At 36.1% G+C, this 22,652-nt stretch carries 25 protein-coding genes, 1 tRNA gene and 1 pseudogene; 21 read left to right on the top strand and 6 right to left on the bottom strand.

Annotated features, from left to right (window positions below):
- Positions 1 to 105: 105 nt before the first annotated feature.
- Entirely contained in the window at positions 106 to 261 is a 156-nt protein-coding gene (locus tag BGC7_RS18065) for a hypothetical protein (protein ID WP_185112987.1), read from the bottom strand.
- A gap of 76 nt (positions 262 to 337) precedes the next feature.
- Entirely contained in the window at positions 338 to 1,582 is a 1,245-nt protein-coding gene (locus tag BGC7_RS14595) for a peptidase associated/transthyretin-like domain-containing protein (protein ID WP_050702343.1), read from the bottom strand.
- Positions 1,583 to 1,950: 368 nt separating this feature from the next.
- Here BGC7_RS14595 and BGC7_RS14590 point away from each other — a divergent pair, with 368 nt between their 5' ends.
- The 3 genes from BGC7_RS14590 (at position 1,951) to BGC7_RS14580 (ending at position 3,793) form a co-directional block, all read left to right on the top strand.
- Positions 1,951 to 2,607 (top strand): rhomboid family intramembrane serine protease, encoded by a 657-nt coding sequence (locus BGC7_RS14590; RefSeq protein WP_050702342.1) that lies wholly within the window; start codon positions 1,951 to 1,953, stop codon positions 2,605 to 2,607.
- A gap of 139 nt (positions 2,608 to 2,746) precedes the next feature.
- Positions 2,747 to 3,076, top strand: a complete 330-nt coding sequence (locus tag BGC7_RS14585) for a hypothetical protein (protein ID WP_050702341.1) — start codon at positions 2,747 to 2,749, stop codon at positions 3,074 to 3,076.
- Positions 3,077 to 3,118: 42 nt separating this feature from the next.
- Positions 3,119 to 3,793, top strand: a complete 675-nt coding sequence (locus BGC7_RS14580; RefSeq protein WP_050702340.1) for a YiaD family glycine zipper/OmpA-like lipoprotein — start codon at positions 3,119 to 3,121, stop codon at positions 3,791 to 3,793.
- An 80-nt stretch (positions 3,794 to 3,873) separates the two neighbouring features.
- On the opposite strand, the gene BGC7_RS14575 is transcribed toward BGC7_RS14580, so the two are convergent.
- Positions 3,874 to 4,650 carry an NUDIX hydrolase gene (locus BGC7_RS14575; RefSeq protein WP_050702339.1) on the bottom strand — a complete coding sequence of 259 codons (777 nt, stop codon included), beginning with the start codon at positions 4,648 to 4,650 and terminating at the stop codon, positions 3,874 to 3,876.
- A 20-nt stretch (positions 4,651 to 4,670) separates the two neighbouring features.
- On the bottom strand, positions 4,671 to 5,513 hold the full coding sequence (locus BGC7_RS14570) for a hypothetical protein (protein ID WP_050702338.1): 843 nt from the start codon (positions 5,511 to 5,513) through the stop codon (positions 4,671 to 4,673).
- A 241-nt stretch (positions 5,514 to 5,754) separates the two neighbouring features.
- On the opposite strand from BGC7_RS14570, the gene BGC7_RS14565 reads away from it, so the two are divergent.
- The 5 genes from BGC7_RS14565 (at position 5,755) to BGC7_RS14550 (ending at position 9,154) form a co-directional block, all read left to right on the top strand.
- Entirely contained in the window at positions 5,755 to 7,212 is a 1,458-nt protein-coding gene (locus BGC7_RS14565; protein ID WP_050702397.1) for a CCA tRNA nucleotidyltransferase, read from the top strand.
- A 73-nt stretch (positions 7,213 to 7,285) separates the two neighbouring features.
- On the top strand, positions 7,286 to 7,768 hold the full coding sequence (locus BGC7_RS14560; protein ID WP_050702337.1) for a hypothetical protein: 483 nt from the start codon (positions 7,286 to 7,288) through the stop codon (positions 7,766 to 7,768).
- A gap of 7 nt (positions 7,769 to 7,775) precedes the next feature.
- Positions 7,776 to 8,276 (top strand): dihydrofolate reductase, encoded by a 501-nt coding sequence (locus BGC7_RS14555; protein ID WP_050702336.1) that lies wholly within the window; start codon positions 7,776 to 7,778, stop codon positions 8,274 to 8,276.
- Between the two features lie 139 nt (positions 8,277 to 8,415).
- Positions 8,416 to 8,568, top strand: coding sequence for a 50S ribosomal protein L34 (rpmH, locus tag BGC7_RS17695; protein ID WP_082206785.1), 153 nt, complete (start codon positions 8,416 to 8,418; stop codon positions 8,566 to 8,568).
- A gap of 88 nt (positions 8,569 to 8,656) precedes the next feature.
- Positions 8,657 to 9,154 carry a CvpA family protein gene (locus tag BGC7_RS14550; RefSeq protein WP_050702335.1) on the top strand — a complete coding sequence of 166 codons (498 nt, stop codon included), beginning with the start codon at positions 8,657 to 8,659 and terminating at the stop codon, positions 9,152 to 9,154.
- A gap of 1 nt (position 9,155) precedes the next feature.
- On the opposite strand, the gene trxA is transcribed toward BGC7_RS14550, so the two are convergent.
- Positions 9,156 to 9,578 carry a thioredoxin gene (trxA, locus tag BGC7_RS14545; RefSeq protein ID WP_242034357.1) on the bottom strand — a complete coding sequence of 141 codons (423 nt, stop codon included), beginning with the start codon at positions 9,576 to 9,578 and terminating at the stop codon, positions 9,156 to 9,158.
- Between the two features lie 153 nt (positions 9,579 to 9,731).
- Between trxA and BGC7_RS14540 the strand changes: the two genes are divergently transcribed.
- The 12 genes from BGC7_RS14540 to mobA all read left to right on the top strand — a co-directional run bounded on the left by BGC7_RS14540 (position 9,732) and on the right by mobA (position 21,623).
- On the top strand, positions 9,732 to 10,562 hold the full coding sequence (locus BGC7_RS14540) for a 1-acyl-sn-glycerol-3-phosphate acyltransferase (protein WP_050702334.1): 831 nt from the start codon (positions 9,732 to 9,734) through the stop codon (positions 10,560 to 10,562).
- Positions 10,563 to 10,565: 3 nt separating this feature from the next.
- The gene (locus BGC7_RS14535; protein WP_050702333.1) at positions 10,566 to 11,633 is read left to right on the top strand and encodes a GNAT family N-acetyltransferase; all 1,068 of its coding nucleotides are present in this window, start codon (positions 10,566 to 10,568) and stop codon (positions 11,631 to 11,633) included.
- Positions 11,581 to 12,045, top strand: a complete 465-nt coding sequence (locus BGC7_RS14530; RefSeq protein ID WP_050702332.1) for a methylated-DNA--[protein]-cysteine S-methyltransferase — start codon at positions 11,581 to 11,583, stop codon at positions 12,043 to 12,045. Before BGC7_RS14535 ends, BGC7_RS14530 begins: the two co-directional genes overlap by 53 nt.
- A 2-nt stretch (positions 12,046 to 12,047) precedes the next feature.
- Positions 12,048 to 12,626, top strand: coding sequence for a Maf-like protein (locus BGC7_RS14525; protein WP_050702331.1), 579 nt, complete (start codon positions 12,048 to 12,050; stop codon positions 12,624 to 12,626).
- Positions 12,627 to 12,749: 123 nt separating this feature from the next.
- The gene (locus BGC7_RS14520) at positions 12,750 to 13,901 is read left to right on the top strand and encodes a sensor histidine kinase (protein WP_050702330.1); all 1,152 of its coding nucleotides are present in this window, start codon (positions 12,750 to 12,752) and stop codon (positions 13,899 to 13,901) included.
- A gap of 92 nt (positions 13,902 to 13,993) precedes the next feature.
- Positions 13,994 to 15,505 (top strand): POT-type proton-dependent oligopeptide transporter, encoded by a 1,512-nt coding sequence (locus BGC7_RS14515; RefSeq protein WP_050702329.1) that lies wholly within the window; start codon positions 13,994 to 13,996, stop codon positions 15,503 to 15,505.
- A gap of 125 nt (positions 15,506 to 15,630) precedes the next feature.
- Positions 15,631 to 17,049 (top strand): 23S rRNA (uracil(1939)-C(5))-methyltransferase RlmD, encoded by a 1,419-nt coding sequence (gene rlmD, locus BGC7_RS14510; protein WP_050702328.1) that lies wholly within the window; start codon positions 15,631 to 15,633, stop codon positions 17,047 to 17,049.
- A gap of 112 nt (positions 17,050 to 17,161) precedes the next feature.
- On the top strand, positions 17,162 to 18,169 hold the full coding sequence (locus BGC7_RS14505) for an aspartate-semialdehyde dehydrogenase (protein ID WP_050702327.1): 1,008 nt from the start codon (positions 17,162 to 17,164) through the stop codon (positions 18,167 to 18,169).
- 81 nt (positions 18,170 to 18,250) lie between these two features.
- Positions 18,251 to 18,337: transfer RNA gene (locus BGC7_RS14500), tRNA-Ser, on the top strand.
- 271 nt (positions 18,338 to 18,608) lie between these two features.
- Positions 18,609 to 19,850, top strand: a complete 1,242-nt coding sequence (locus tag BGC7_RS14495) for a site-specific integrase (protein ID WP_050702395.1) — start codon at positions 18,609 to 18,611, stop codon at positions 19,848 to 19,850.
- A gap of 8 nt (positions 19,851 to 19,858) precedes the next feature.
- Complete coding sequence (locus tag BGC7_RS14490; protein ID WP_050702326.1) at positions 19,859 to 20,359, top strand: ORF6N domain-containing protein; 501 nt, start codon at positions 19,859 to 19,861, stop codon at positions 20,357 to 20,359.
- A gap of 820 nt (positions 20,360 to 21,179) precedes the next feature.
- Positions 21,180 to 21,623 (top strand): conjugal transfer protein MobA, encoded by a 444-nt coding sequence (gene mobA / locus BGC7_RS14485; RefSeq protein ID WP_050702325.1) that lies wholly within the window; start codon positions 21,180 to 21,182, stop codon positions 21,621 to 21,623.
- Between the two features lie 55 nt (positions 21,624 to 21,678).
- Here the strand turns inward: mobA and BGC7_RS14480 are convergent, their stop codons facing one another.
- Positions 21,679 to 22,275, bottom strand: a complete 597-nt coding sequence (locus tag BGC7_RS14480) for a master DNA invertase Mpi family serine-type recombinase (RefSeq protein ID WP_050702324.1) — start codon at positions 22,273 to 22,275, stop codon at positions 21,679 to 21,681.
- Between the two features lie 189 nt (positions 22,276 to 22,464).
- On the opposite strand from BGC7_RS14480, the pseudogene BGC7_RS14475 reads away from it, so the two are divergent.
- A pseudogene (locus BGC7_RS14475) lies at positions 22,465 to 22,652 on the top strand (class I SAM-dependent DNA methyltransferase); the annotation flags it as partial.

Here is a 22,652-nt window from a genome sequence, read left to right as displayed (position 1 = left end):
TATAACAAAGCCTGTTCTATTTTAAGCATATAGAACAGGCTTTATTTTTCGCCGCTATATTTTAGCGACAAACTTTCTTAAACCGCCAAAACGACAGCCATTAAACTAATCTTTATGAGAACGCCCTAAATAATAGGAAAGAAAAAAAGAACCTACTTGCAAAGCCATAAGAACAAGAAAAGTATTTCGCCTTCTGTTTTTTCGCTTTATTCTTTTCAGTTCGTCTCTTTCATCATCATTCGACAAGTAAAAATTATCCATAATATTTCGTTTTCTATTGACTACTCTTATTATTAACACGCAAACAAGACTTTTTGATCATACAGATACAATTTTTTCACTGAGCAAGGAGAATAAGCAGTCCGATCAACGCAAGAGAAGGAGTGTATTTAAGGTAGCTTTTAAATCCCTTTGGACGAGATGTATTATCACCTAAAATCAACTCCTCTATTTTGATATTCATTGTTTCAATATTATTAGTTGTACTCTCATCACCAAGCCAGAACTCATCTTTCGTAGAATCAGGAAAATAAAACAACTCCTGACAATAACCACTCAACAGCCGGTTACGCATCTTCGTACCCTCTGCCAGCCCGACACAATTTACATCACAATAGTAAGAGATATCTTCTTCTTTTCCGAACTCGTCTTTCGAACGAAATTTGTAATAAGTATAACATTCTTTCATGTAATATTTACCAGCCACACGGGTAAATTCGAATCGTCCTACCTTCTTAAGGATTTTTATCTGTTTGCCCATATATTTTTTATATGGCTGCGACTCCATCAACGAATCTACAGATTCTATTTCCATTGAAGCAATGGTCATATCATCCGCATTTATCTTTATTTCGCCCGTAGCCCAACCTTCTTTACCCGCAAGCGGGTCTATCCGAAGAAATATAAGTGTACTGTCAGAGGTGTACGAACGAGTAGTCTCGTTGTTTATACTTTTTCCGAAAGTGAATAAATGAGAAGCGTGATATTCAGCACCATACAATTCTGATGTCGGAGTCACAGATTTTTGTACTCTTCTTATGTCCATAATATTATACTTATATGGCACACGCTCTTCCTTTATTTTCTTTTTCAGATCTTTTGCCGGCAACGAAGTTGCATACTTCATGTATATCTCGTTTTGTAGTGTATCCGTAGATTTAGTTTGCAAAAAGTGAAGAATATAGGCAATAGGCACATCTGCCAGTAATTTCTTCTTTGTGTTCTCCATTACGGACTCCAATAACTCATCAGCATCTCCGGGACTGATTATAACAGGATTAAGCGACACCGGATTTAACTCCATTACTACAACCGGATTTTGAGAAAGAACAGACTTTATTATAGCTTTAGTCCTATATCCGAAGCATTGAAAGTGAATCACATTATCAGTCGCATCAGGCAATAAAAAGCGGCCTTTATCATCAGTATATACATAATCACGGGATGTTGTTCCATACTGAACTATAACATCGGGCAAAGGCATCCCCGAATCTTTATCCAATACCACACCCTGCATACGCACCTGAGCACAAATAGAAAAAGACAGAAAAAACAATAAAATAAAAGTCAGATAATACTTCATTAGTGCAAAGTTAGAGATCTATCTTATTAACGAATAATAGATATTAATATTACTGGAATAAATAATTAATGCGAATCTATAGTTGAAACTGTATCTCGAGGGAGGGAGGGATCTACTGTAAGGATAACAAAACTTTATCTATAAACAGCCCTTCCAATCTCTTCAAAGGAAGGTTTAGGCAAAGCTAAGAGAATTAAAGAACAACAATTAAAAAAGCAGATAAATAGTGTACAACTTTGTCAGGTTTTAGTTAAAATCACATTTTACGAAAGCCGAAGAAATAGTTGCTTTAAATAAAGATCAACTACTGATCGGTAGAATTATATAGTCTTTTTTATAACTTTGCCCAAAATGAAAAAATAATATTTATGAACTTCAGTATCTCAGAAATAACACCTATACTTATCATAGCTCTCACTGTACTCACCAGTATGAAAGGCTTCAATGACATGGCTTTTTTCGACAGATACAAGTTTAATGTAGGAGCTATACTTGGCAGTCAGAAACAGTGGGACAGGCTGCTCACCTCGGCGACGTTACATGGAGATTATATGCATCTTCTGTTCAATATGATGACCTTATATTTCTTCTCGGATGTTATCATATATACTCTCGGAATATGGCAATATCTGGCTATATATATCGTTGCTATTATTGGAGGAGGATTACTTTCATTATGGGTTCACCGAAAAGAATATTATTACAGCGCCATCGGTGCATCAGGAGGTGTTGTAGGCGTTCTTTTTGCTGCCATAGCACTATTTCCGGACATGACACTTGGTATTATGTTTATTATACCAATGAAGGGTTGGCTATTCGGAATTGTTTATTTGGCTTACTCTGTTTACGGCATGCACACAAGAGCAGGGAATATAGGACACGATGCACATCTCGGAGGTGCTGCAATAGGTTTAATAATGGCTATAATATTTAAGCCAACCATTTTGAGTATCCATCCCGAATACATATTATTAATGTCTTTACCTCTTATTGTCTTAGCATATCTTGTTTTGAAAAAGAAATAATAGTACATTTGCCGACCGATTTAACACAAATGATATATTTTTTTATTAAAAAAGTTTACAAAAACTCTTTTTACATTTTGAACATAGCAACAGTTTCTTTGTTATAGATTTTGAAACATACGTAAAAACAGATTGAGTTATGAACAACAATAATGACCTCATACAATACGACGAGGAAGATGCTGTAAAATATATACAAAACTACCTTCCACAAGAGATGAAAGGAAAATACACAAATGATGAAATCAACTACATCATAGACATTGTGTATGACTACTATGACGAAAAAGGATTCATGAACGAAGATACTGCCGAAGATGCAGTTGTAGATATTGATGAAGACGAGATTGTCGCATACGTGCTAAAATACACTAAGAAAGAAAAAATCAACAACTTTATAGCAGAAGAAATTGCCTTTATCATTCAGGGCGAACTAGCCTACTGCGATTCTATTGGAGTTTTTGAATAATAAAATATCACAAACAAATAACATTTTAATTTTGATTTAATTATGAAACAATTTTCATTTATTGCAGCTATCATTTTAAGCTGTGCTATTTTATTTTCTAGCTGTGGAGCTAGCAATACTGTTAAAGGCGGAGGTATCGGTGCTGGTGCCGGAGCAGGTCTTGGAGCAGGAATAGGTGCTATTATCGGAGGAGGTAAAGGTGCTGCATGGGGTGCTGGTATAGGCGCCGTGCTTGGAGGTAGTGCAGGTGCTGTTATCGGAAACAAGATGGATAAACAAAAGAAAGAACTTGAACAAATCAATGGTGCTCAGGTTGAGTCTATCAATGATGGACAAGCTATCAAAGTTACTTTCGAATCAGGAATTTTGTTTGCAACTAACTCCAGCACATTAAATTCAGCTTCTCAGAACTCATTAACTAGCTTTGCTACTTCTTTGAAGAACAATCCTGACACTGATGTTCAGATCTACGGACATACAGACAATACAGGTTCTGATGCAATCAACAACCCTCTTTCTGAAAAACGTGCACAAGCCGTTTATAATTTCCTTCAGACAAAAGGTGTTTCCGGAACTCGTATGGTATCTCAAGGATTCGGTTCTACTCAACCAGTTGCTGATAACAGCTCAACTACAGGTAGAGCACAAAACCGTCGTGTAGAAGTATATATCCTTCCTAACGAAAAAATGATACAAGACGCTCAACAAGGTAAATAATCTTTACCCAAAGAGTTATTAATAAAAAAAACAGGCTGAAGTTTTCCAGCCTGTTTTTTTATATCTATATTTAACGTAATCTACAAATTATTACTCATTATTTGCATTCCATATTTTTCGACTTCATCATATTTATCTTTAATAAAACTATACAGATTAGGAGATTTATGCGCCCCTACTTTTCGTGTTTCGTTCATAGGCTTTATAAATCCTATCGACAGCATTTTTCTCTGAAAATTTCGCCGATCGAGTTCTCTACCGAGAATAGCCTCATATATGCCTCTCAGCTCGGGCATAGTAAATTCTACAGGCAATAATTCATACCCTATAGGAATAAAACCCACTTGTTTGCGTATAGTTATTATAGCAGTCTGAAGTATTTCATCCTGATGAGGATAAAGAAGAGGAATATCATTTATATCAAACCATTTAACTTCTTCAAACTCCTGTGCTAAAATATTCACATCCTCAAACTTAATCAGAGAATAATATCCGAGGTGCACTAGTCTGCTTTGAGTATAATCTGCCCCTTGTTGACTCTGATTAAACAATCTGAGTATTTTTTTATCTTTGTCGGCAATAGACTGTTCTTTTTTCCCAAAGAAGCAATATTGCTTTAAGTAAACATTCCCCTGTCCCGTCTTACTCTCTAACAGACGAATCGCAGCATCGTCTAAGTCTTCGGCCTGATCCACAAAACAGCCGGGAACCAGCCACCTAGTGTCATCTTTCAATCGAGACAGTAATACCTTCAAACACCCGTTATCAAATCCGATGATAACACAATTGACCAAAATATTGGGAATACATTCTTCTTGTCGGAGAATCAAACTCTCCACCGGCAATTCATTTCTCATACATTTTCAAACTTCATTCTTTATTCAACAACAGTTAGAGCCTCCCCCTCCTTTTTATTATCTAAATAATAGATATGAAACTCAGCCTTCTCTTTTGCTGTCTTAAGACTATCCAATTGAAGCATCATCACTGATAGCTGATAGGATTTAGATATTGCTGATTTCGCAGATTGAGGCAGACTATAGGAATTATTCTGCTGTCCTTGTAATGTTATGGTTAAGGGTTTTTCTTTATTTGCATATATAAATTTAGCTACTCCATTTTCGCTGGCTCCTGAAAAATGGATAATTTCAAAATTTATTTCTAGACTTGAAGAACGATAGTTAAGCCCATCGTCAGTCACTACCCCTGACTCTACAAACAAGCCATCCTTTGCTGTTACTTTTATTCGATTGTGCTTTTGTTTTCCTCCTACAAACACACTTTCCAGATAAATCGTCCCATCATCCTTAACCCCTGTTTGCAAAGTAGTATTAGTAATCAGGCCTCCCGAATAATATTCTTTTGGAATATATCTACCTTCATCCTGATACTTCTTATTTATCTGATATGTAAACATCGACTTCATTTTCTGCAAGTCGGGTTCGTGTAGAGAAATAAGAGAGTCACAGTCTGCTATAATTTTATTATTCTCGGCTCTTCTCACCGTATCAAGAAGACTTAATGAAGCCTTGATCTGAGCAAATGATTTAGGGTATAATATCTTCAAACTATCAATATCTTGCTTTGCTCTTACATAGTCTTGTTCTGCTAAAGCTTTACGGGCTGATTCCAAGCGTAATTGGGCTCCATTATCTTTAGCACCACAGGCCAAAAGGAAAGGGAGAAAAAACAGTAATATCTTTTTGAAACCTTTTTGCATAATAATACATTATTGGCGATTTAACATTTATTTCTGTACCAAAGTACAATATTTTTTATCTTCCTGCAACACAACACACAACTATTCGCTCTATATTGTTAATATAATTTGACAATAGATACATATATACTTTATAATCTTAGCCTGAATATAAAAAAGATATTTGCCATCAGATTTATTATCTTTGCAAAGAAAAAAGAGCTATATACGAATACACTTCATTATAGTCAAAAAGAATAAGATGCAAAACAACAGTATACAGATAGATAAAGAAATACAAGATATTATTACAGATAAGATATCGGGGGATATATTCCGGCTTATAGGACAAACCGCAGATGACATACACCTCGAATGTTATGCCATAGGTGGTTATGTACGCGACATATTTCTACACAGACAATCTAAAGATATAGATATAGTAACTGTAGGTAAGGGCATAGAGCTTGCACAGGCTGTAGCAAAACGCTTAGGAAGAGAAGCACGACTTTCTGTTTTCAAAAATTTTGGCACAGCACAAATCAAATATAAGGATACCGAAATAGAATTTGTAGGAGCACGCAAAGAATCGTACCAAAGGGATTCCCGAAAACCAATCGTAGAAGATGGCACTCTCGAAGATGACCAAAACAGAAGAGATTTTACCATTAATGCCTTAGCAATATGCCTCAACAAGGAGAGATATGGAGAGCTTATAGATCCATTTGGTGGACTAGCCGATATGGAGAGACTGATCATCCGCACACCTCTCGATCCGGACATTACATTCAGTGATGATCCCCTGCGAATGCTGCGAGCAATACGCTTTTCAACCCAATTGGGATTCGACATAGAGAGTGAAACATTCGATGCCATTAGCCGAAACAAAGATCGTATTGCAATTATATCAGGAGAACGCATTGCAGACGAATTAAATAAGATCGTGTTGTCTCCGAAACCTTCTATTGGCTTTCTGCAACTAGACAAAACAGGATTATTACCCCTAATATTCCCTGAATTAGTAGCACTGAAAGGCGCTGAAACAAAAGATGGTATAGGGCATAAAGATAATTTCTATCACACTCTTGCCGTATTGGATAATATTGCAAGAAAGACAGATAATCTTTGGTTGCGATGGGCGGCAATACTCCACGACATAGCAAAGCCTGTGACAAAAAGATTCGACAAAAAACTGGGTTGGACTTTTCACAATCACAATTTCATCGGCGAAAAAATGATTCCGGGAATTTTCAGACGTATGAAGCTGCCAATGAATGAGAAGATGAAGTATGTTCAGAAGCTTGTCACTTTACACATGCGTCCCCAGGTATTAGTAGACGAAGACATATCCGACTCGGCCGTACGCAGGCTCTTGTTTGAGGCAGGTGACGACATTGAAGATCTGATGACATTATGTGAGGCCGATATCACTTCCAAAAATCCGGAAAGAGTAAAACGTTATATAAAGAACTTCAAGATTGTTCGCCAGAAGTTGAAAGATATAGAAGAAAAAGATCATATACGAAATTTTCAGCCACCAATTGACGGTGAGGAAATAATGAAAATATTCAGTTTATCACCAGGAATGGAGGTCGGCCGATTAAAATCATCGATAAAAGATGCTATCTTAGACGGCGCTATACCAAACGAATATGATGCGGCCTATAAATATTTGGTAGAAAAGGCGAAAAAGATAGGACTGGAACCAAAGACGAGTTAAATTATAGAATCTTTATGGATTCTATCTTTTAGAAAGCTCTAGTTAACCAAATAACCAATTAAAAGAAAACACAATGAACAGAAAACTTTTGGGAATATTAGTTATTGCTTTGTTATTTATAGCATGTGGAGTATCTAAGCCGGGAGCTTCAGGCAGAGGATCTAAGAGTGAAATCAATTATGGAAGTCCAACAAAGAAACAAGAATTACAGGATGCGAACACGTTCAAGGTAGATACCTACAGCAATGATTCCACTTATGGATATACGATAGAAAATCCGATTATGGTAGGAAAAAGCGAAGGCGGAAATGGACCTCTGAATGAAAGACGTTTCTTAAATGCATTGATGGGGCCAAATGGAGAGCCAATCATCTATAGCCGTTTGGGAAGCTGCTGCCAGTTTAAAACAAAAAATGGGCTATTGGGAGACTCCGGTTTTTTAGACAAATACAGCATAATGCACAAAGGACTGGACAAGGAAGTTATACTATATATCAATATGTACGACTCAGATGTATTACAGATTCCTGTTGGATTCAAAAAGAAGATAAAGTAATTAGAATATGACAATAAAATCAATCATAGTAGCAATAGACGAAAACAATGCAATAGGCAGGGACAACAGCCTGCTTTGCCATTTACCTAACGACTTAAAATATTTCAAGGCGGTAACGCAAGGTTACCCTGTAATAATGGGACGCAAGACTTTCGAGTCACTCCCCAAAGGAGCTTTACCTAACAGGAGAAATATAGTAATAACCAAAAATAAAGCATTACAATTTGGCAAATGCGAAATGGCTTCATCCATACAAGAAGCTATTGACCTTTGCAGTAATGAATCTCAATTATTCTTCATTGGTGGAGGAACAATATATTCTGAAACTATAAATCTTGCTGATAAGCTATATATCACCCGAATACATCATAAATTTGAAGGAACTGATACTTTCTTTCCCTACATAGATACCTCCGTATGGAAAAAGATTTCGGAAGAAAGCCACAATCCTGACGAGAAGCATGAGTATGGTTATACCTTCATCACCTTCGACAGAGTACAGAAATAATGTAACAAAAGAGACTAAATCTCATTTTATTACTTTTGCAAAAAATAAAACGTTAATATACTTGCTTATATTAAATAAACATCCTATTTTTGCAACCCGAAACTCAAGAAAGAAATAATAACAGAAAATATATATAGCGATGAAAAGAACCTTTCAACCATCAAACAGAAAGAGAAAAAACAAACATGGTTTTCGCTCGAGAATGGCTACTGCAAACGGACGCAGAGTACTTGCCTCACGCAGAGGCAAAGGCAGAAAAAAACTAACAGTTTCTGACGAATACAGCAAATAATAGCCTGTAAAAGATATTTTACTTAAACAAACGAAGTAAGAATTAGCATTAATTCTTACTTTTGTTGTTTATAGCTAGTATAAATATCATGAACTGGTTCGATCTCACAATAATAATCATTATAGCGGCAAGTCTTATCAGAGGCTTCTTTACAGGCTTCATTATGCAGGTAGCTACTTTGGCCGGGCTTGTATTAGGTGCGATTTTTGCAGGTAAACTATCAGAATACATAGTACCGCATCTCATAGAATTAGTTAGCCTATCTCCTCACATATTAGGGCCCTTATCGTACACCATAGCTTTCATTATTATTATTGTCGCATTACTATTTGCAGGCAAACTGCTGGAATCTTTTATCGACGCTTTGAAAATGAACTTTCTAAATAGGCTTGCAGGCTCTCTGTTTTCTGCTGCAAAATGGCTGATACTGTTCAGCATACTACTGAATTTGATTGTAGAATTTGACCAAAACGAACGGTTAATAAAAAAGGATGTGCGTGAAAACTCTCACACCTATCCTTACGTTATACAAGTTGCACAAACGGTAATACCTTATCTTCGTTTCGACTGGATTGACCGACAATAATCTATTTCGTAGAATATTTTTCTACAACCTTCACAAGATCATCTTTAGAAACAACTCCTGTAATTCTCTCCATTTCCTTACCATCCTTATACACTACAATAGTTGGAAGAGCTTGAATACCCATATCAATAGAGAATTTCTTATAATTATCTACATTTACCTTCCCTACTTTTAGCAAGTCTTTATAATCAGCAGCCAGTTGATCTAAAACAGGAGCCATCTTCCTGCAAGGACCACACCATGCTGCCCAAAAGTCGACAAACACAAGCCCATTCTTCACCTCACTGCTATAGTTCGAGGCCGACAAACTAACTACTTTAGGCTTACTCTTAGGATCATCCGCGGTCTTTGCTTGCAATGGGGCAGACATAAACACTGAAAGAATAAGAAACAGAGTCGCAGGCAATAATCTATATTTCATCATATTTTAATCTATTACATAATCTATCAAACACACAAATATAATAGCTTAAATCTATTATAATATATCTGTTATGACTATTTATAGAATTTTTAAAGTAATAATATGCTAATTTCTTCTATTTTTGTATTTAGAAAGGAGAAATGAATATTTCGAATGAACCGAGAACCTCAGAAACTAGATTTAGATAAGGTATTACAGGAAAAGGCTCCGAAAATTTATAATAGAACCCCTCGTTTTGTTATAAATTATCTCAAGAGAAAAATCCACATTGACGAATTAAATGAAATACTCACCATTTATGCAGATAAAGACGGAGTTGACTTCATGGAATCTGTTGTTGAATATTTCGACCTTACCTTAAACACTAGTGGACTAGATGATATATCCAAAGACGGACGTTATATCTTTGTATCCAATCATCCTCTTGGTGGATTGGATGGAATATGTTTATCGGCCGTGATAGGCGCTAAATTCGACAAAAAGATAAAATATGTAGTAAACGATGTTCTCTATTTTATTCGGAACTTACAGTCGATATTTTTACCTATCAATAAATATGGGCGCCAATCGAAACAAGCAGCTACCACAGTAAACGATGCTTACAACTCAGACAACCAGATCGTAACCTTTCCGGCAGGTCTGTGTTCACGCAAGCAGAATGGAAAAATATGTGATCTGACATGGCAAAAAAACTTTATACTAAAAGCTATAGAATCGAAAAGAGATATTGTTCCTGTTCATTTTGAGGCAAAAAATTCAAATTTCTTTTATAGATTTGCAAATATAAGAAAACGACTAGGTATAAAATTTAATATAGAATTAATATTTCTACCCGACGAAATGTTTAAGAACAAAGGTAAAACATTTACCATTACTGTTGGGAAAACCATTTCTTATTCACACTTCGACAATTCGAAAAGCACCACACAGTGGGCGGAGTATGTAAAAGGAACAGTTTATGACTTAGTTAAAACAAACAAATAATAGATGGAAACAATCATCTCTCCTATAGATAAAGATTTATTGAAAGCCGAACTAACTCAGGATAAATTTCTGAGACATACTAACAAGGCTAACAATGAAATATACATTGTCACTCACCACAACTCTCCGAATGTGATGAAGGAGATCGGACGTCTGCGCGAAATCGCTTTTCGCTTCTATGGAGGAGGTACAGGTAAATCTACCGATATAGACGAATACGACGTTATGGACAATCCATACAAACAACTTATAGTATGGAATCCTGATGCAGAAGAGATAATAGGAGGATATCGTTTTATTTGTGGGCCGGATATCTGCTTTGATGATAATGGAGAACCTATTTTGGCAACCTCACATCTATTTCATTTCTCTAAAAAGTTTATAGACGAATACTTACCATATACATTCGAACTTGGACGTTCATTCGTAACGCTAGAGTATCAATCTACCCGAGCCGGATCGAAAGGCATTTTTGCCTTGGATAACTTATGGGATGGTTTGGGCGCACTTTCTGTTGCAGATCCTACTATGAAATATTTCTTTGGCAAAGTGACTATGTATGATACATACAACACTCAGGCCAGAGATATGATACTCTATTTTTTAGGTAAATATTTCCCTGATCCCGACAAATTAGTGTGGCCAAAACAGGCTCTGCAAATAGAGACAGATGTTAAAAAGCTGATCCGTTTATTTGACGGAGACACATTCAAGTCGGACTATAAGATTTTGAATACATCGGTACGAAAGCTGGATCTTAATATTCCACCATTGGTAAATGCATATATGAGTCTTTCCCCTCAAATGAAAATGTTCGGAACTGCCATAAACGATACATTTGGAAATGTAGAAGAAACAGGAATACTCATCAATGTAGATGAAATACTGGAAGAAAAGAAAAAGCGGCACATAGAGTCTTATTTAAGAGACAAACCTTCTAAACGTTTCCTGAAAAGGCTTCGGCAAATGATCAACTGGAGCTGGACATATAATGAGAACAAACCCAAAAAGAAAAAAAATGAAGGCTTTTTTACAATCTCCCGTCGGAATTATAAAAATAGAGGCGAATAATGGTTATATAACATCTCTGACCATTACAGAAGACACTCCAAAAGAAGAATCTGACAGCAACGATATCCTTAACAAAGCTATAAAGCAGTTGGAAGAATATTTTGCAGGAAGCAGAAAGCAATTTGAATTACCTATAAAACAAGCAGGTACACCTTTTCAGCAAAAAGCATGGGAATATCTTAATAGTATCCCCTACGGCGAAACCGTTTCGTATAAAGACGAAGCCATTGCAATAGGCTCTCCGAAAGGATGTAGGGCTGTAGGCTCTGCCAACGGAAGAAACAATCTGGCTATAATAGTTCCTTGTCATAGAGTAATAAATGAGAACAAAGGATTGGGAGGCTATGCTTACGGCTTGGATGTAAAACGCCACCTTCTGGAGTTGGAGCAATACTATAGAAACAAACCATAAGGATGCTCGACTTATCGAAATACAATGTAGTATTAGCATCCAATTCACCCCGAAGAAAAGACCTTCTTAGCGGATTAGATATAAGCTATGATGTGAAAACTTTGCCCGACATAGACGAGTCGTATCCTCCACACCTGAAAGGAGAAGATATAGCTCTGTATATTTCGCAACAGAAAGCCGAGGCCTACAAATCATATATGAATAGTAACACTCTGCTGATAACAGCAGATACTATTGTTGTACTCGAAGGCAAAGTCTATGGCAAACCTCACAATGAGACAGAAGCCATACAAATGCTTCATAAACTGTCCGGCAAAACCCACAGAGTAATCACCGGAGTTTGTATCACTACACATGATAAGCAAAAGGTATTTACTGTATCTTCCGATGTGCGCTTTGCCAAATTGGAAGAAGACGAAATAATATATTACGTATCCAAATACCGCCCATTCGACAAAGCCGGAGCCTATGGTGTACAGGAATGGATCGGTTACATTGCTGTAGAATACATATCAGGTTCTTACTTCAACATAATGGGACTACCGATACAAAGACTATATCAGGAATTGAAAGAATTTTAACTAAAAAGTGACAAACGTGACATAAATTTGTTACTTTTCTCTTTTCTGTTTTTCTCTTCATTCATCGTCATATTCTAGTTATAGATAAAGATATCTAACCAAATAAACAACTATCTTTAAGGCATGAAAATAGTTGAGAATAACAAAGTTCTATTACAATATATTTTTATAGCCATTGCTATAGTTATAGCAATGGGATCTCTTATAATATCACATTATCTGGTAAAAGACCTGTCGAAAGAAGAGCGAAACAAAATAGAGATATGGGCCGAAGCCACAAAAGAAATGGCCAGCAGCACCGAATATTTAAGCACAAACCTTATCATTCAAATATTAAAAAGCAACACTACTATTCCGGTTATTCTATACGACAAAAAAGACAATTATTACACTTCCATCAATATCGAACTACCAGAGACACAGGAGCAAGACTTCCTCAGAGCAAAAGCAAAATCATTTGAGAAAAGACATGCCTCTATTATTATCGAGGTAGAAGATTTCGATCAATATGTATATTATGATGACTCATATACTTTAAAACGACTACAGGTATATCCATACATACAAGTAGGTGTACTGATTATTTTTATGATCACAGCCTTTTTTGCTCTATTTACCACTATGCGAATGGAGCAAGACCGATTATGGGTAGGTTTATCGAAAGAAACAGCACATCAGTTGGGTACCCCTATATCGTCACTATTGGCATGGCTCGAATACCTGAAACTAAAAAATGCAGATCTTACCATCGTATTGGATATGGAAAAGGATGTAAACCGACTACAAATGATAACAGACCGTTTCTCGAAAATAGGCTCGGCACCATCATTAGAGAGAAAAGATATTGCAGAGATAATACAACAATCAATTATATATCTTGAGAAAAGAATCTCGAAAAAAGTCTCCTTCGAACTACAATTTTCCTCCTCCCCTCTCTATGCTAACATAAGTGAATCCCTGATTAGCTGGGTAATAGAAAATCTAACCAAAAACGCCGTAGATGCAATGGGAGGGCAGGGTACAATAACATATACATTGACATCAAAAGGAAATTGGATTAGCCTCGATATACAAGATACAGGCAAAGGCATTCCCAAGTCAAAGTTCAAGACTATATTCACTCCCGGCTACACCACCAAAACCAGAGGATGGGGATTAGGACTATCACTTGCCAAACGCATTGTAGAATCGTATCACAAAGGAAAGATATATGTAAAATCCTCTGAAATAGATGCAGGAACTATATTTTGTATCGAATTAAAAAACGTAAAATAGCATCATTTAGATAGTTAAAATACTTTAGTCGTCAATTTATTTTTCTATTTTTGCAACAATACGTTTTCATTTTAACAATCACTAACAAACCAATGACTAAATTTTCAAAAGCCTTTTGGGTTGCAAACTCCGTCGAATTACTCGAACGATTAGCGTACTATGCCGTTTTTATATCATTAACCTTATATCTTTCAAATATTTGGGGATTCAACGATGTTCAGGCGGGTATTATAGCTGGTTCATTTTCTGCCCTATTATATTTTCTACCCACATTTTTGGGAGCTTATTCGGATAGAATAGGATTCCGAAATGCAATAATAACAGCCTTTGCATTATTAACTATCGGTTACTTTGCACTAGGGGTTGTACCTTCTCTACTCGAAAGCGCCGGACTTGTTCACTATGGAGCAGCAAATGCAGTTGGACTAGAACCCGGATCTAAAGACTCTAGTTGGATCATAGAAACCTTCCGCTCTTTCTTCAAATCTATAGGAATAGGAAATTTCGACCAACATACCTCATTTACCGGATTGCGTGATAGTATGCAGCAATGGACTATAGTTCCCATTTTATTATTTATAGTAGTAGGTGGAGCTTTCATCAAATCGGTGATATCGGGAACAGTGGCCAAAGAAACAACATCAGAAACGAGAGCCAGAGGCTTTGCAATATTCTATATGATGGTAAACATCGGAGCCTTCACAGGAAAGACAGTAGTTGACCCTATACGAAAAAGCATTGGAGATCAAGGACTTGTTTACCTGAATTATTTCTCAGCTACAATGACATTAATAGCCTTGGTTATGGTTCTTATAATGTATAAATCTACACAAACAGCAGGACAAGGAAAGAGTTTCTCTGAGATTTGGCAAGCATTGATCAAAGTATGTAAGAATGGAAGACTTGTGGCTCTTATACTTATCACCAGTGGATTCTGGATTGTACAGCAGCAAATGTATGCATCCATGCCTAAATATGTAATCCGTATGGTGGGGCAAGATGCTTCTCCCGGATGGATTGCCAATGTAAATCCATTCGTAGTGTTCCTCTTCGTAAATCTGGTAACGACTATAATGAAAAAGCGCTCAGCACTCTCATCCATTATGGTCGGTATGTTTATTATACCATTTTCCGCCCTAATTATGTCATTAGGAAATATGATGGGAGGAGAGCTAATTTCAGTATTCGGATGGTTCGACATACATCCTATCACCTTGACTCTGATTGTAGGTATTGCATTTCAGGCACTGGCCGAATGCTTTATATCACCTCGTTTCCTCGAATACTTTTCTCGTCAATCTCCTAAAGGAGAAGAAGGGCTTTATCTTGGATTTAGTCACCTACATTCATTTGTGTCGTCTCTCGTAAGCTTTATCGTCGCAGGGGTACTATTAGAGAAGTTTTGTCCCGACCCTACATCCGAGCGATTTGCCAATTCCTCAAATTTCGCAGCAGATTATGCTGCTGCAACAGCGAATGCCCATTATCTCTGGTATGTCTTTTTTGCTATAGGATTTGTTTCCGCTATAGCATTGATTATATACGGACGAATAGTCAAAAACATAGATAGAGAAAAAGAAATAAAAGAGCAAAGCCCGATATAATAAAACTCTCCACAAAAACAATATAGATAAGAGGCTCTTTTATGAAGTAGCCTCTTTTTCTTTGCAATAGAAAAGAAAAAATAGCATTATCTTTGCACCTTATTCAGAAAAAACTAAAAACGTCAATGAGCCGAAAGAAAAAGAACCTCCCTCTTATAGAGAATGTAGAAATCATAGATATTGCCGCCGAAGGCAAAGCTATAGCCAAAGTGGACGACCTGGTGGTCTTTATACCCTATGTTGTGCCCGGGGATATAATAGACTTGCAAATAACCCGTAAAAAGAATAAATATGCAGAAGGAAAACCTACTCGTTTTATTTCTTATTCGCCCGATAGAGCAGAGGCTTTCTGTGAGCATTTCGGAATATGCGGAGGATGCAAATGGCAGATATTACCTTATCAGGAACAATTGAAGTTTAAACAGAAGCAGGTAATAGACAACCTTACTCGTATAGGCAAAATTGAACTACCTGAAATACAGCCTATACTCGGTTCTGAAAAGACAGAATTCTACAGAAATAAACTTGAGTTCACATTCTCAAATAAGAAATGGCTCACACTGGAACAGCTCAATGAGGGTGTAAATTTTGAAGACATGAATATGAATGCTCTCGGATTCCATATTCCGGGATGCTTCGATAAGGTTTTAGACATAAACAAATGTTGGTTGCAAGACGACATTTCCAATCAGATCCGCAACTTTATACGAGAATATTGCTTCAAAAAAGATTATACCTTTTTCGACCTGCGCAATCGTGGTGGATTGATGCGTAACATCATCATACGCACTTCTACTACAGGTGAACTGATGTTAATAGTAGTTTTTTATGAAAACGAAAGAGAACAAAGAGAAGATTTGCTGACAACCATTGCCGATGCATTTCCTCAAATAACGTCTCTTTTATATATTGTCAACGAAAAGGCAAACGATACCATTACCGATCAGACCGTTGTTACATGGAAAGGAAACGACTTCATTTATGAACAAATGGAAGGTCTTAAGTTTAAGATAGGGCCTAAGTCTTTTTATCAGACCAATAGCGAACAAGCATCTAACCTGTATAAAGTTACACGTGACTTCGCCGAACTAACAGGAAACGAATTAGTCTACGACCTTTACACAGGTACAGGCACTATCGCCAATTTTGTATCGAGTCAGGCTCAAAAGGTGATAGGCATCGAGTATGTAGAAGATGCTATTGAGGATGCAAAATTCAACTCAAAAAACAATGGTATAAACAATACCCTGTTTTATGCAGGAGATATGAAGGATATACTTACGCAAGATTTTATAAATGAACACGGTCGTCCTGACGTTGTAATCACAGATCCCCCTCGCGCAGGAATGCATGATGATGTAATCGAATCTATCTTGTTTGCCGAACCTAAACGGATAGTCTATGTGAGCTGCAATCCGGCTACACAAGCAAGAGACTTATCCTTGCTCGATGAAAAGTATAAAGTGGAGAAAGTACAACCGGTAGACATGTTTCCACATACACATCATGTGGAGAATGTAGTATTATTAATAAAAAGGCAATAGAGAATATAGCTATATTCATAATATTAGCCCTATTCACTTATAATTTTACACAAAATACATATCTTTGTAATCCTTTATGATATCATAATAAATTATTCTATATCAATAAAAAATGAAAATCGCTATTGTTGGCACAAGTGGTGCCGTAGGTCAGGAGTTTCTCAAAGTCCTTGACGAACGTAATTTCCCTATCGAGGAATTAGTTCTGTTTGGTTCTGCACGCAGTGCAGGAACAGTATATAACTTTCGAGATAAGCAATATACAGTCAAAGAGCTAAAGCACAATGATGATTTTAAAGATATAGATATCGCTTTTGTTTCTGCCGGAGGAAGCGTTTCTGTAGAATTTGCATCTACTATTACAAAACATGGGACTATTATGATAGATAACTCCAGCGCATTCCGTATGGATAAAGATGTTCCATTGGTAGTACCTGAGGTGAACGGAGAAGATGCTAAAATACGTCCAAAAGGAATCATTGCAAATCCGAACTGCTCTACAATACAGATGGTAGTAGCTATGAATGTGATAGAAAAAATATCACACATCAAGCGAGCACATGTAGCCACTTATCAGGCAGCATCGGGAGCCGGAGCAGCTGCTATGGATGAGCTGATAAACCAATTTAAACAAATAGCATACAATAGTGATGTGACAGTGGAGAAGTTTGCATATCAATTGGCATATAACCTCATTCCACAGATAGATGTCTTCACCGACAACGGTTATACAAAGGAAGAGTTGAAAATGTATAACGAGACACAAAAGATCATGCACTCCGACATACAAGTAAGTGCAACATGTATCCGTGTTCCGGTATTACGCTCACACTCGGAAGCTATCTGGGTAGAAACAGAACAACCGGTATCTCCCGAAGCTGCCTCTAAAGCTTTTGCTAATGCCGAAGGAATAGTATTACAAGACAATCCAAAGGAGAAAGAATACCCTATGCCTCTTTTTGTTTCAGGAAAAGATCCGGTATATGTAGGCCGTATACGCGAAGATATTGCTAACCCTAATGGATTGACATTCTGGGTAGTTGCAGATCAGATAAAGAAAGGGGCAGCACTCAATGCTGTTCAGATAGCAGAGTATCTTATTAAAGAAAAAGCTATTTAATCGTCTAACTTGTTTGTATAATCAAAACAAACAATTATATTTGCATCGCAATTGAGCAAAACAATGTCTGTTGCGATCTTAGGAAGTGTGGGTGAGTGGCTGAAACCACCAGTTTGCTAAACTGACGTACGGGTAACTGTACCGGGGGTTCGAATCCCCCCGCTTCCGCTTTAAGAAAAGACAAAAAGCGACAAAGCTTGGGTAAATCCTACAATATCAACATATTGTAGGATTTTTTTATGTTCTCACTCTTCCTCCGAAAGACATAAAAAAGCCACTTTCGGACAACAACTTGTTGCCAAAGTGTTCACCCCTGCAATTTTATTCGTTCACCCTTGATGTGTCGCAAATTGGTAGTTTGCAGTCCAATATTGGCAGTACTTATTTTCCTCAAAAACAATTGATTAAAACTAATTTTAATGCTTTAAAAAGAGGAATTATGAGAACATCAAAAAGCACGTTTGCCATCACTTTCTACCTAAGAAAGGACAAAATGAGGAAGGATTCGTTCACCCCTATCTTTTGCAGGATAACTATTGCGGGTGAGGCTGTAAGTTTTAATATCCACAAAGACATCAGAGCCGAGCTTTGGGATATGGAGAATCACAAAGCCAGAAGCAAATCGAGAGAAGCCATAGAAGTGAATCAAACCCTTGACGCTTGTCGTACTATCTTACACAATATGTATCGGGAGATATTCGAGAAAGACAATTATGTGACTGCTGAAAAATTAAAGAATTCTTATCTGGGCATATCAACCGATAATACAATGCTGCTCGTTTTGTTTAGAGACTTGATAAAAGATATAGAAGCTTTGGTAAATATTACTAAGGCAAAAGCAACCTTGCAAAAATATAAAGTGACTTATACAAGGATATCTGAATTTATGAAATTCAAGTATAATATTTCTGATATCAATGTAAAAGAGATAAAGTATCAATTTATCTGCGATTTTGAAGTCTATCTGAGAACACAAGCATGTTGTAGTCCTAATACAACAGCAAAGTTCATTCAATTCTTTAAACGGGTGATTCTCATTGCTCAAAACAATGGATGGATGCAACACAATCCCTTTGCTAACTATAAAATCCATTTTAAGAAAGTAGATAGAGGATATTTGACTGATCAAGAACTAGAGATTATTAAAAACAAGAAATTCGATATAGAACGTCTTGAGAAAGTACGGGATATTTTTGTCTTTGCCTGTATGACTGGTTTGGCATATGTAGATACTTATAAACTTACATATGACAATATACAGACAGGAGTAGATGGTAAATTATGGATTATGACTAAACGTGCAAAAACTGATACTGTTGTGACTGTTCCACTGTTAGACATCCCCTTATCTATTATTGAGAAGTATAGAGGGCTACAAAATGATAATAAAGTATTGCCAACATTGAGTAATCAAAAGATGAATTCTTACCTCAAGGAAATTGGGGATTTGTGTGGGATTGAGAAGCGTCTGAGCTTCCACCTTGCAAGACATACTTTTGCAAGTACAACCACTTTAGCTAAGGGTGTTTCTATTGAGGCTGTTTCTAAAATGCTAGGGCACACAAATATTCGTACAACACAAATTTATGCTCGAGTTACCGAAAACCTGATAAGTAACGAAATGAACTCACTTTCTATCAAATTGCAAGCCAATAACACTCAATTATCAAAAGCTAAATAGAGATCAATATGGAATTACAAGTAATACAGAATCGGATATATGAAATAAGAGGTTATAAAGTAATCCTTGATAAGGATTTGGCTGAACTATATGAGGTTACAACTAGCAATTTGAATAAAGCAGTAAAACGAAATCTGGATCGTTTTCCCGAAGATTTTATGTTTCAATTGAATAATAAAGAATTTGACTTGATATTCCAAAATGGAACATCAAGTTGGGGCGGCACTAGAAAGTTACCTTATGCTTTCACGGAACATGGAATTGCGATGCTAGCAGGATTATTAAATAGTCAGAAAGCAATTTCGGTTAATATCCAAATAGTTAGGGCTTTTATTATGCTTCGTCAATATGCTTTGGGTTATGCTGAACTAAATCAGAAATTAGAAAACTTCATGTTAGAAACGAATCTACAATTCAATGATATTTACCAAGCACTAACAGAGTTGGCAAGTGAGAAGGAACAAGATGCAAAATCGAGGAAAAGAGTTGGCTATGTAAGAGATAAATAGATATTATAATTTCGATTTAATTAATGGGGTAAAAATGTTCTTTTACCCTTTTTTATGCCATAACCTTTTTATCATCTGATAACAAAGGTCTATTCCAAGAATAAAACGCCAATATCAAGCCTTGCAGGTTTTTTCGGCAATCTCCACCCGTTGGGTAGTATTCCCTCAAAAATATGGTCTATTTTATTCTTTTCACAGGGAAGGGTGTTTATCAGTTGAAAAAGAAATAATATTCAATGAAGTTGTAGATATATACTTCATTCAGTCAATCACCCATTACTTAACTATGGCATTCGATCTGTAATTTATTTATTCCTTAGTAGATGAGTTATGTCTTGACCTCATGACTTAGTGAAGACATTCATTCATGAACCCATGAAGTCAGTATTTATTGGTTGTCTTCTTTATTGGTATCAGTCAAGAGCTAACGTATTCAGTACATAAATTATTGCTGAAGTAAATACATCAATAATTAGTAAATATCTGAATGAACAAATCCAGTTATGAATTCAGACAAGAGGATATCAAAAATCGTCAAAAAAAAAGAACTGACATCTAGTGACATCTGCTGTCACCATTTGTCTGATAACCTCATCATAACCTTTCAATTAACAGACGCTACCTTTGTAGCGTAATGATAATCTCTCAAATAAACTTTAAGACAATCCATCGGAGGATGGATTTTGGTATTCGTCAGAATACAGCAAGGTATGTTTTGAAGCACTTGAAATAAATTTCCGTGCCTCAAAACCCTTGCCCTTTCAGGGGGAGAAAATCACTCCGAAGTCGTAATTTTTATTTATTAAATCTTTATGTAGGTATGAAAACAAATAATCTTTCGGGAAGAAGAAAAGGAGGAAGAAATCCGAAAAAAGATCCGGCAACACATCGTTATGTTATTTATTTGAACGACGTTGATAATGCACGCTTTCTCGCTTTATATGATAAGTCATGTATGAATGTTAAGTCTCATTTTATTACTTCTTGCATATTTAACAAGCCAATAAAGATTGTAAAAATCGATAAAGCTATACAAGATTATTACATGAGACTCACTACTTTCTTCGGACAATTTCGAATAGTCGGTACGAACTATAACCAAATAGTCAAAGCCCTAAAGTCGAATTTTTCCGAGAAAAAGGCCTTGGCTTTTCTTTATAAACTGGAAAAACAAACCATCGAAATGGTTGTTCTTCAAAAAAAGATTATGGAATTAACTGAAGAATTTGAAAAAAAGTATGAGCATATGTGGTTACAGAAATAAGGATGGTCTATTTTAGAGTTATTGCTTAATTTAAAAAGCTGTGACAAAGTATCAATTAAAGCTGATTCTCTTTAAGGAATGCACTAACTGTTAACCTGTGTACACCAAGAATTCGTCCAATAGCACTTTTGGATATCTTTTTATCTAAAAGCTCTTTTATTTCGTCTTCACGCCCAGTAAGTTTAACGGTTTTAGACTTACTTCCAATAGGACGACCGAGGATAACCCCTTCTGCCTTTTTACGAGCAAGAGCTTCCTTTGTACGTTGCGATATTAGATTTCTTTCGATTTCTGCAGATAAGCCGAATGCAAAGGCTAGAACTTTGGAATTTATATTATTGCCTAATTCATAATTTTCTTTGATAGTAAAGACCATTATTTCCTTCTCCATACAGGTGTGTAAGATACTCATTATCTGCATTAAATTCCTACCTAAACGTGAAAGTTCAGTTACAATAAGAATATCTCCTTTTATCATTTTATCCAGAAGCTTACCCAACTCCCTTTCTGAAACTTTTTTAGTGCCACTAATAGTCTCCTCAATCCACTCATCAATAGGCATCTTCTTATCTATGGAATAATTAGTTATTTCAAAATGTTGATTTTCTGTTGTCTGCTTATCTGAGCTTACTCTAATGTATCCGTAAATCATGAATTCATATTTAAAATATAATATTATTATATACAAAAATACTATATATAAAATAGACTATCATATTATATCTATATTTATAATATAATTTTATTATACTATTAATTTATACAATTTTAGAGCGATTATATTAATCAATCAGCTACTATCTCTTCATTTGGAGAAAGTGCAATTTCTTCGTTTGTTATATTGTCTGATATAGAGAAGCGTATAAAAGAAAAGATAGAAAGAGTCGGTACTCCTCTGAAAGAATGGGATATAAATATCTACCGAGGTATTCTTACAGGATATAATGAAGCGTTTATTATAGACGGAAAAACTAAGGATGGATTGATAGAAAAATCGCCTAAAAACGCCGAAATTATACGCCCGATTCT

The sequence above is a fragment of the Dysgonomonas sp. BGC7 genome (assembly GCF_001261735.1).
In the GTDB taxonomy this organism is placed as follows: Bacteria; Bacteroidota; Bacteroidia; order Bacteroidales; family Dysgonomonadaceae; genus Dysgonomonas.
The sequence above is the reverse complement of the archived record's forward strand: the minus strand, read 5'-3'. Positions and strand labels throughout refer to the sequence as shown.

Coding starts and splice junctions, on each gene's coding strand:
- BGC7_RS18065 (WP_185112987.1), bottom strand. CDS start 261: ATGGATAATTTTTACTTGTCGAATGATGATGAAAGAGACGAACTGAAA.
- BGC7_RS14595 (WP_050702343.1), bottom strand. CDS start 1,582: ATGAAGTATTATCTGACTTTTATTTTATTGTTTTTTCTGTCTTTTTCT.
- BGC7_RS14590 (WP_050702342.1), top strand. CDS start 1,951: ATGAACTTCAGTATCTCAGAAATAACACCTATACTTATCATAGCTCTC.
- BGC7_RS14585 (WP_050702341.1), top strand. CDS start 2,747: ATGAACAACAATAATGACCTCATACAATACGACGAGGAAGATGCTGTA.
- BGC7_RS14580 (WP_050702340.1), top strand. CDS start 3,119: ATGAAACAATTTTCATTTATTGCAGCTATCATTTTAAGCTGTGCTATT.
- BGC7_RS14575 (WP_050702339.1), bottom strand. CDS start 4,650: ATGAGAAATGAATTGCCGGTGGAGAGTTTGATTCTCCGACAAGAAGAA.
- BGC7_RS14570 (WP_050702338.1), bottom strand. CDS start 5,513: ATGCAAAAAGGTTTCAAAAAGATATTACTGTTTTTTCTCCCTTTCCTT.
- BGC7_RS14565 (WP_050702397.1), top strand. CDS start 5,755: ATGCAAAACAACAGTATACAGATAGATAAAGAAATACAAGATATTATT.
- BGC7_RS14560 (WP_050702337.1), top strand. CDS start 7,286: ATGAACAGAAAACTTTTGGGAATATTAGTTATTGCTTTGTTATTTATA.
- BGC7_RS14555 (WP_050702336.1), top strand. CDS start 7,776: ATGACAATAAAATCAATCATAGTAGCAATAGACGAAAACAATGCAATA.
- rpmH (WP_082206785.1), top strand. CDS start 8,416: ATGAAAAGAACCTTTCAACCATCAAACAGAAAGAGAAAAAACAAACAT.
- BGC7_RS14550 (WP_050702335.1), top strand. CDS start 8,657: ATGAACTGGTTCGATCTCACAATAATAATCATTATAGCGGCAAGTCTT.
- trxA (WP_242034357.1), bottom strand. CDS start 9,578: ATGATGAAATATAGATTATTGCCTGCGACTCTGTTTCTTATTCTTTCA.
- BGC7_RS14540 (WP_050702334.1), top strand. CDS start 9,732: ATGAACCGAGAACCTCAGAAACTAGATTTAGATAAGGTATTACAGGAA.
- BGC7_RS14535 (WP_050702333.1), top strand. CDS start 10,566: ATGGAAACAATCATCTCTCCTATAGATAAAGATTTATTGAAAGCCGAA.
- BGC7_RS14530 (WP_050702332.1), top strand. CDS start 11,581: ATGAAGGCTTTTTTACAATCTCCCGTCGGAATTATAAAAATAGAGGCG.
- BGC7_RS14525 (WP_050702331.1), top strand. CDS start 12,048: ATGCTCGACTTATCGAAATACAATGTAGTATTAGCATCCAATTCACCC.
- BGC7_RS14520 (WP_050702330.1), top strand. CDS start 12,750: ATGAAAATAGTTGAGAATAACAAAGTTCTATTACAATATATTTTTATA.
- BGC7_RS14515 (WP_050702329.1), top strand. CDS start 13,994: ATGACTAAATTTTCAAAAGCCTTTTGGGTTGCAAACTCCGTCGAATTA.
- rlmD (WP_050702328.1), top strand. CDS start 15,631: ATGAGCCGAAAGAAAAAGAACCTCCCTCTTATAGAGAATGTAGAAATC.
- BGC7_RS14505 (WP_050702327.1), top strand. CDS start 17,162: ATGAAAATCGCTATTGTTGGCACAAGTGGTGCCGTAGGTCAGGAGTTT.
- BGC7_RS14495 (WP_050702395.1), top strand. CDS start 18,609: ATGAGAACATCAAAAAGCACGTTTGCCATCACTTTCTACCTAAGAAAG.
- BGC7_RS14490 (WP_050702326.1), top strand. CDS start 19,859: ATGGAATTACAAGTAATACAGAATCGGATATATGAAATAAGAGGTTAT.
- mobA (WP_050702325.1), top strand. CDS start 21,180: ATGAAAACAAATAATCTTTCGGGAAGAAGAAAAGGAGGAAGAAATCCG.
- BGC7_RS14480 (WP_050702324.1), bottom strand. CDS start 22,275: ATGATTTACGGATACATTAGAGTAAGCTCAGATAAGCAGACAACAGAA.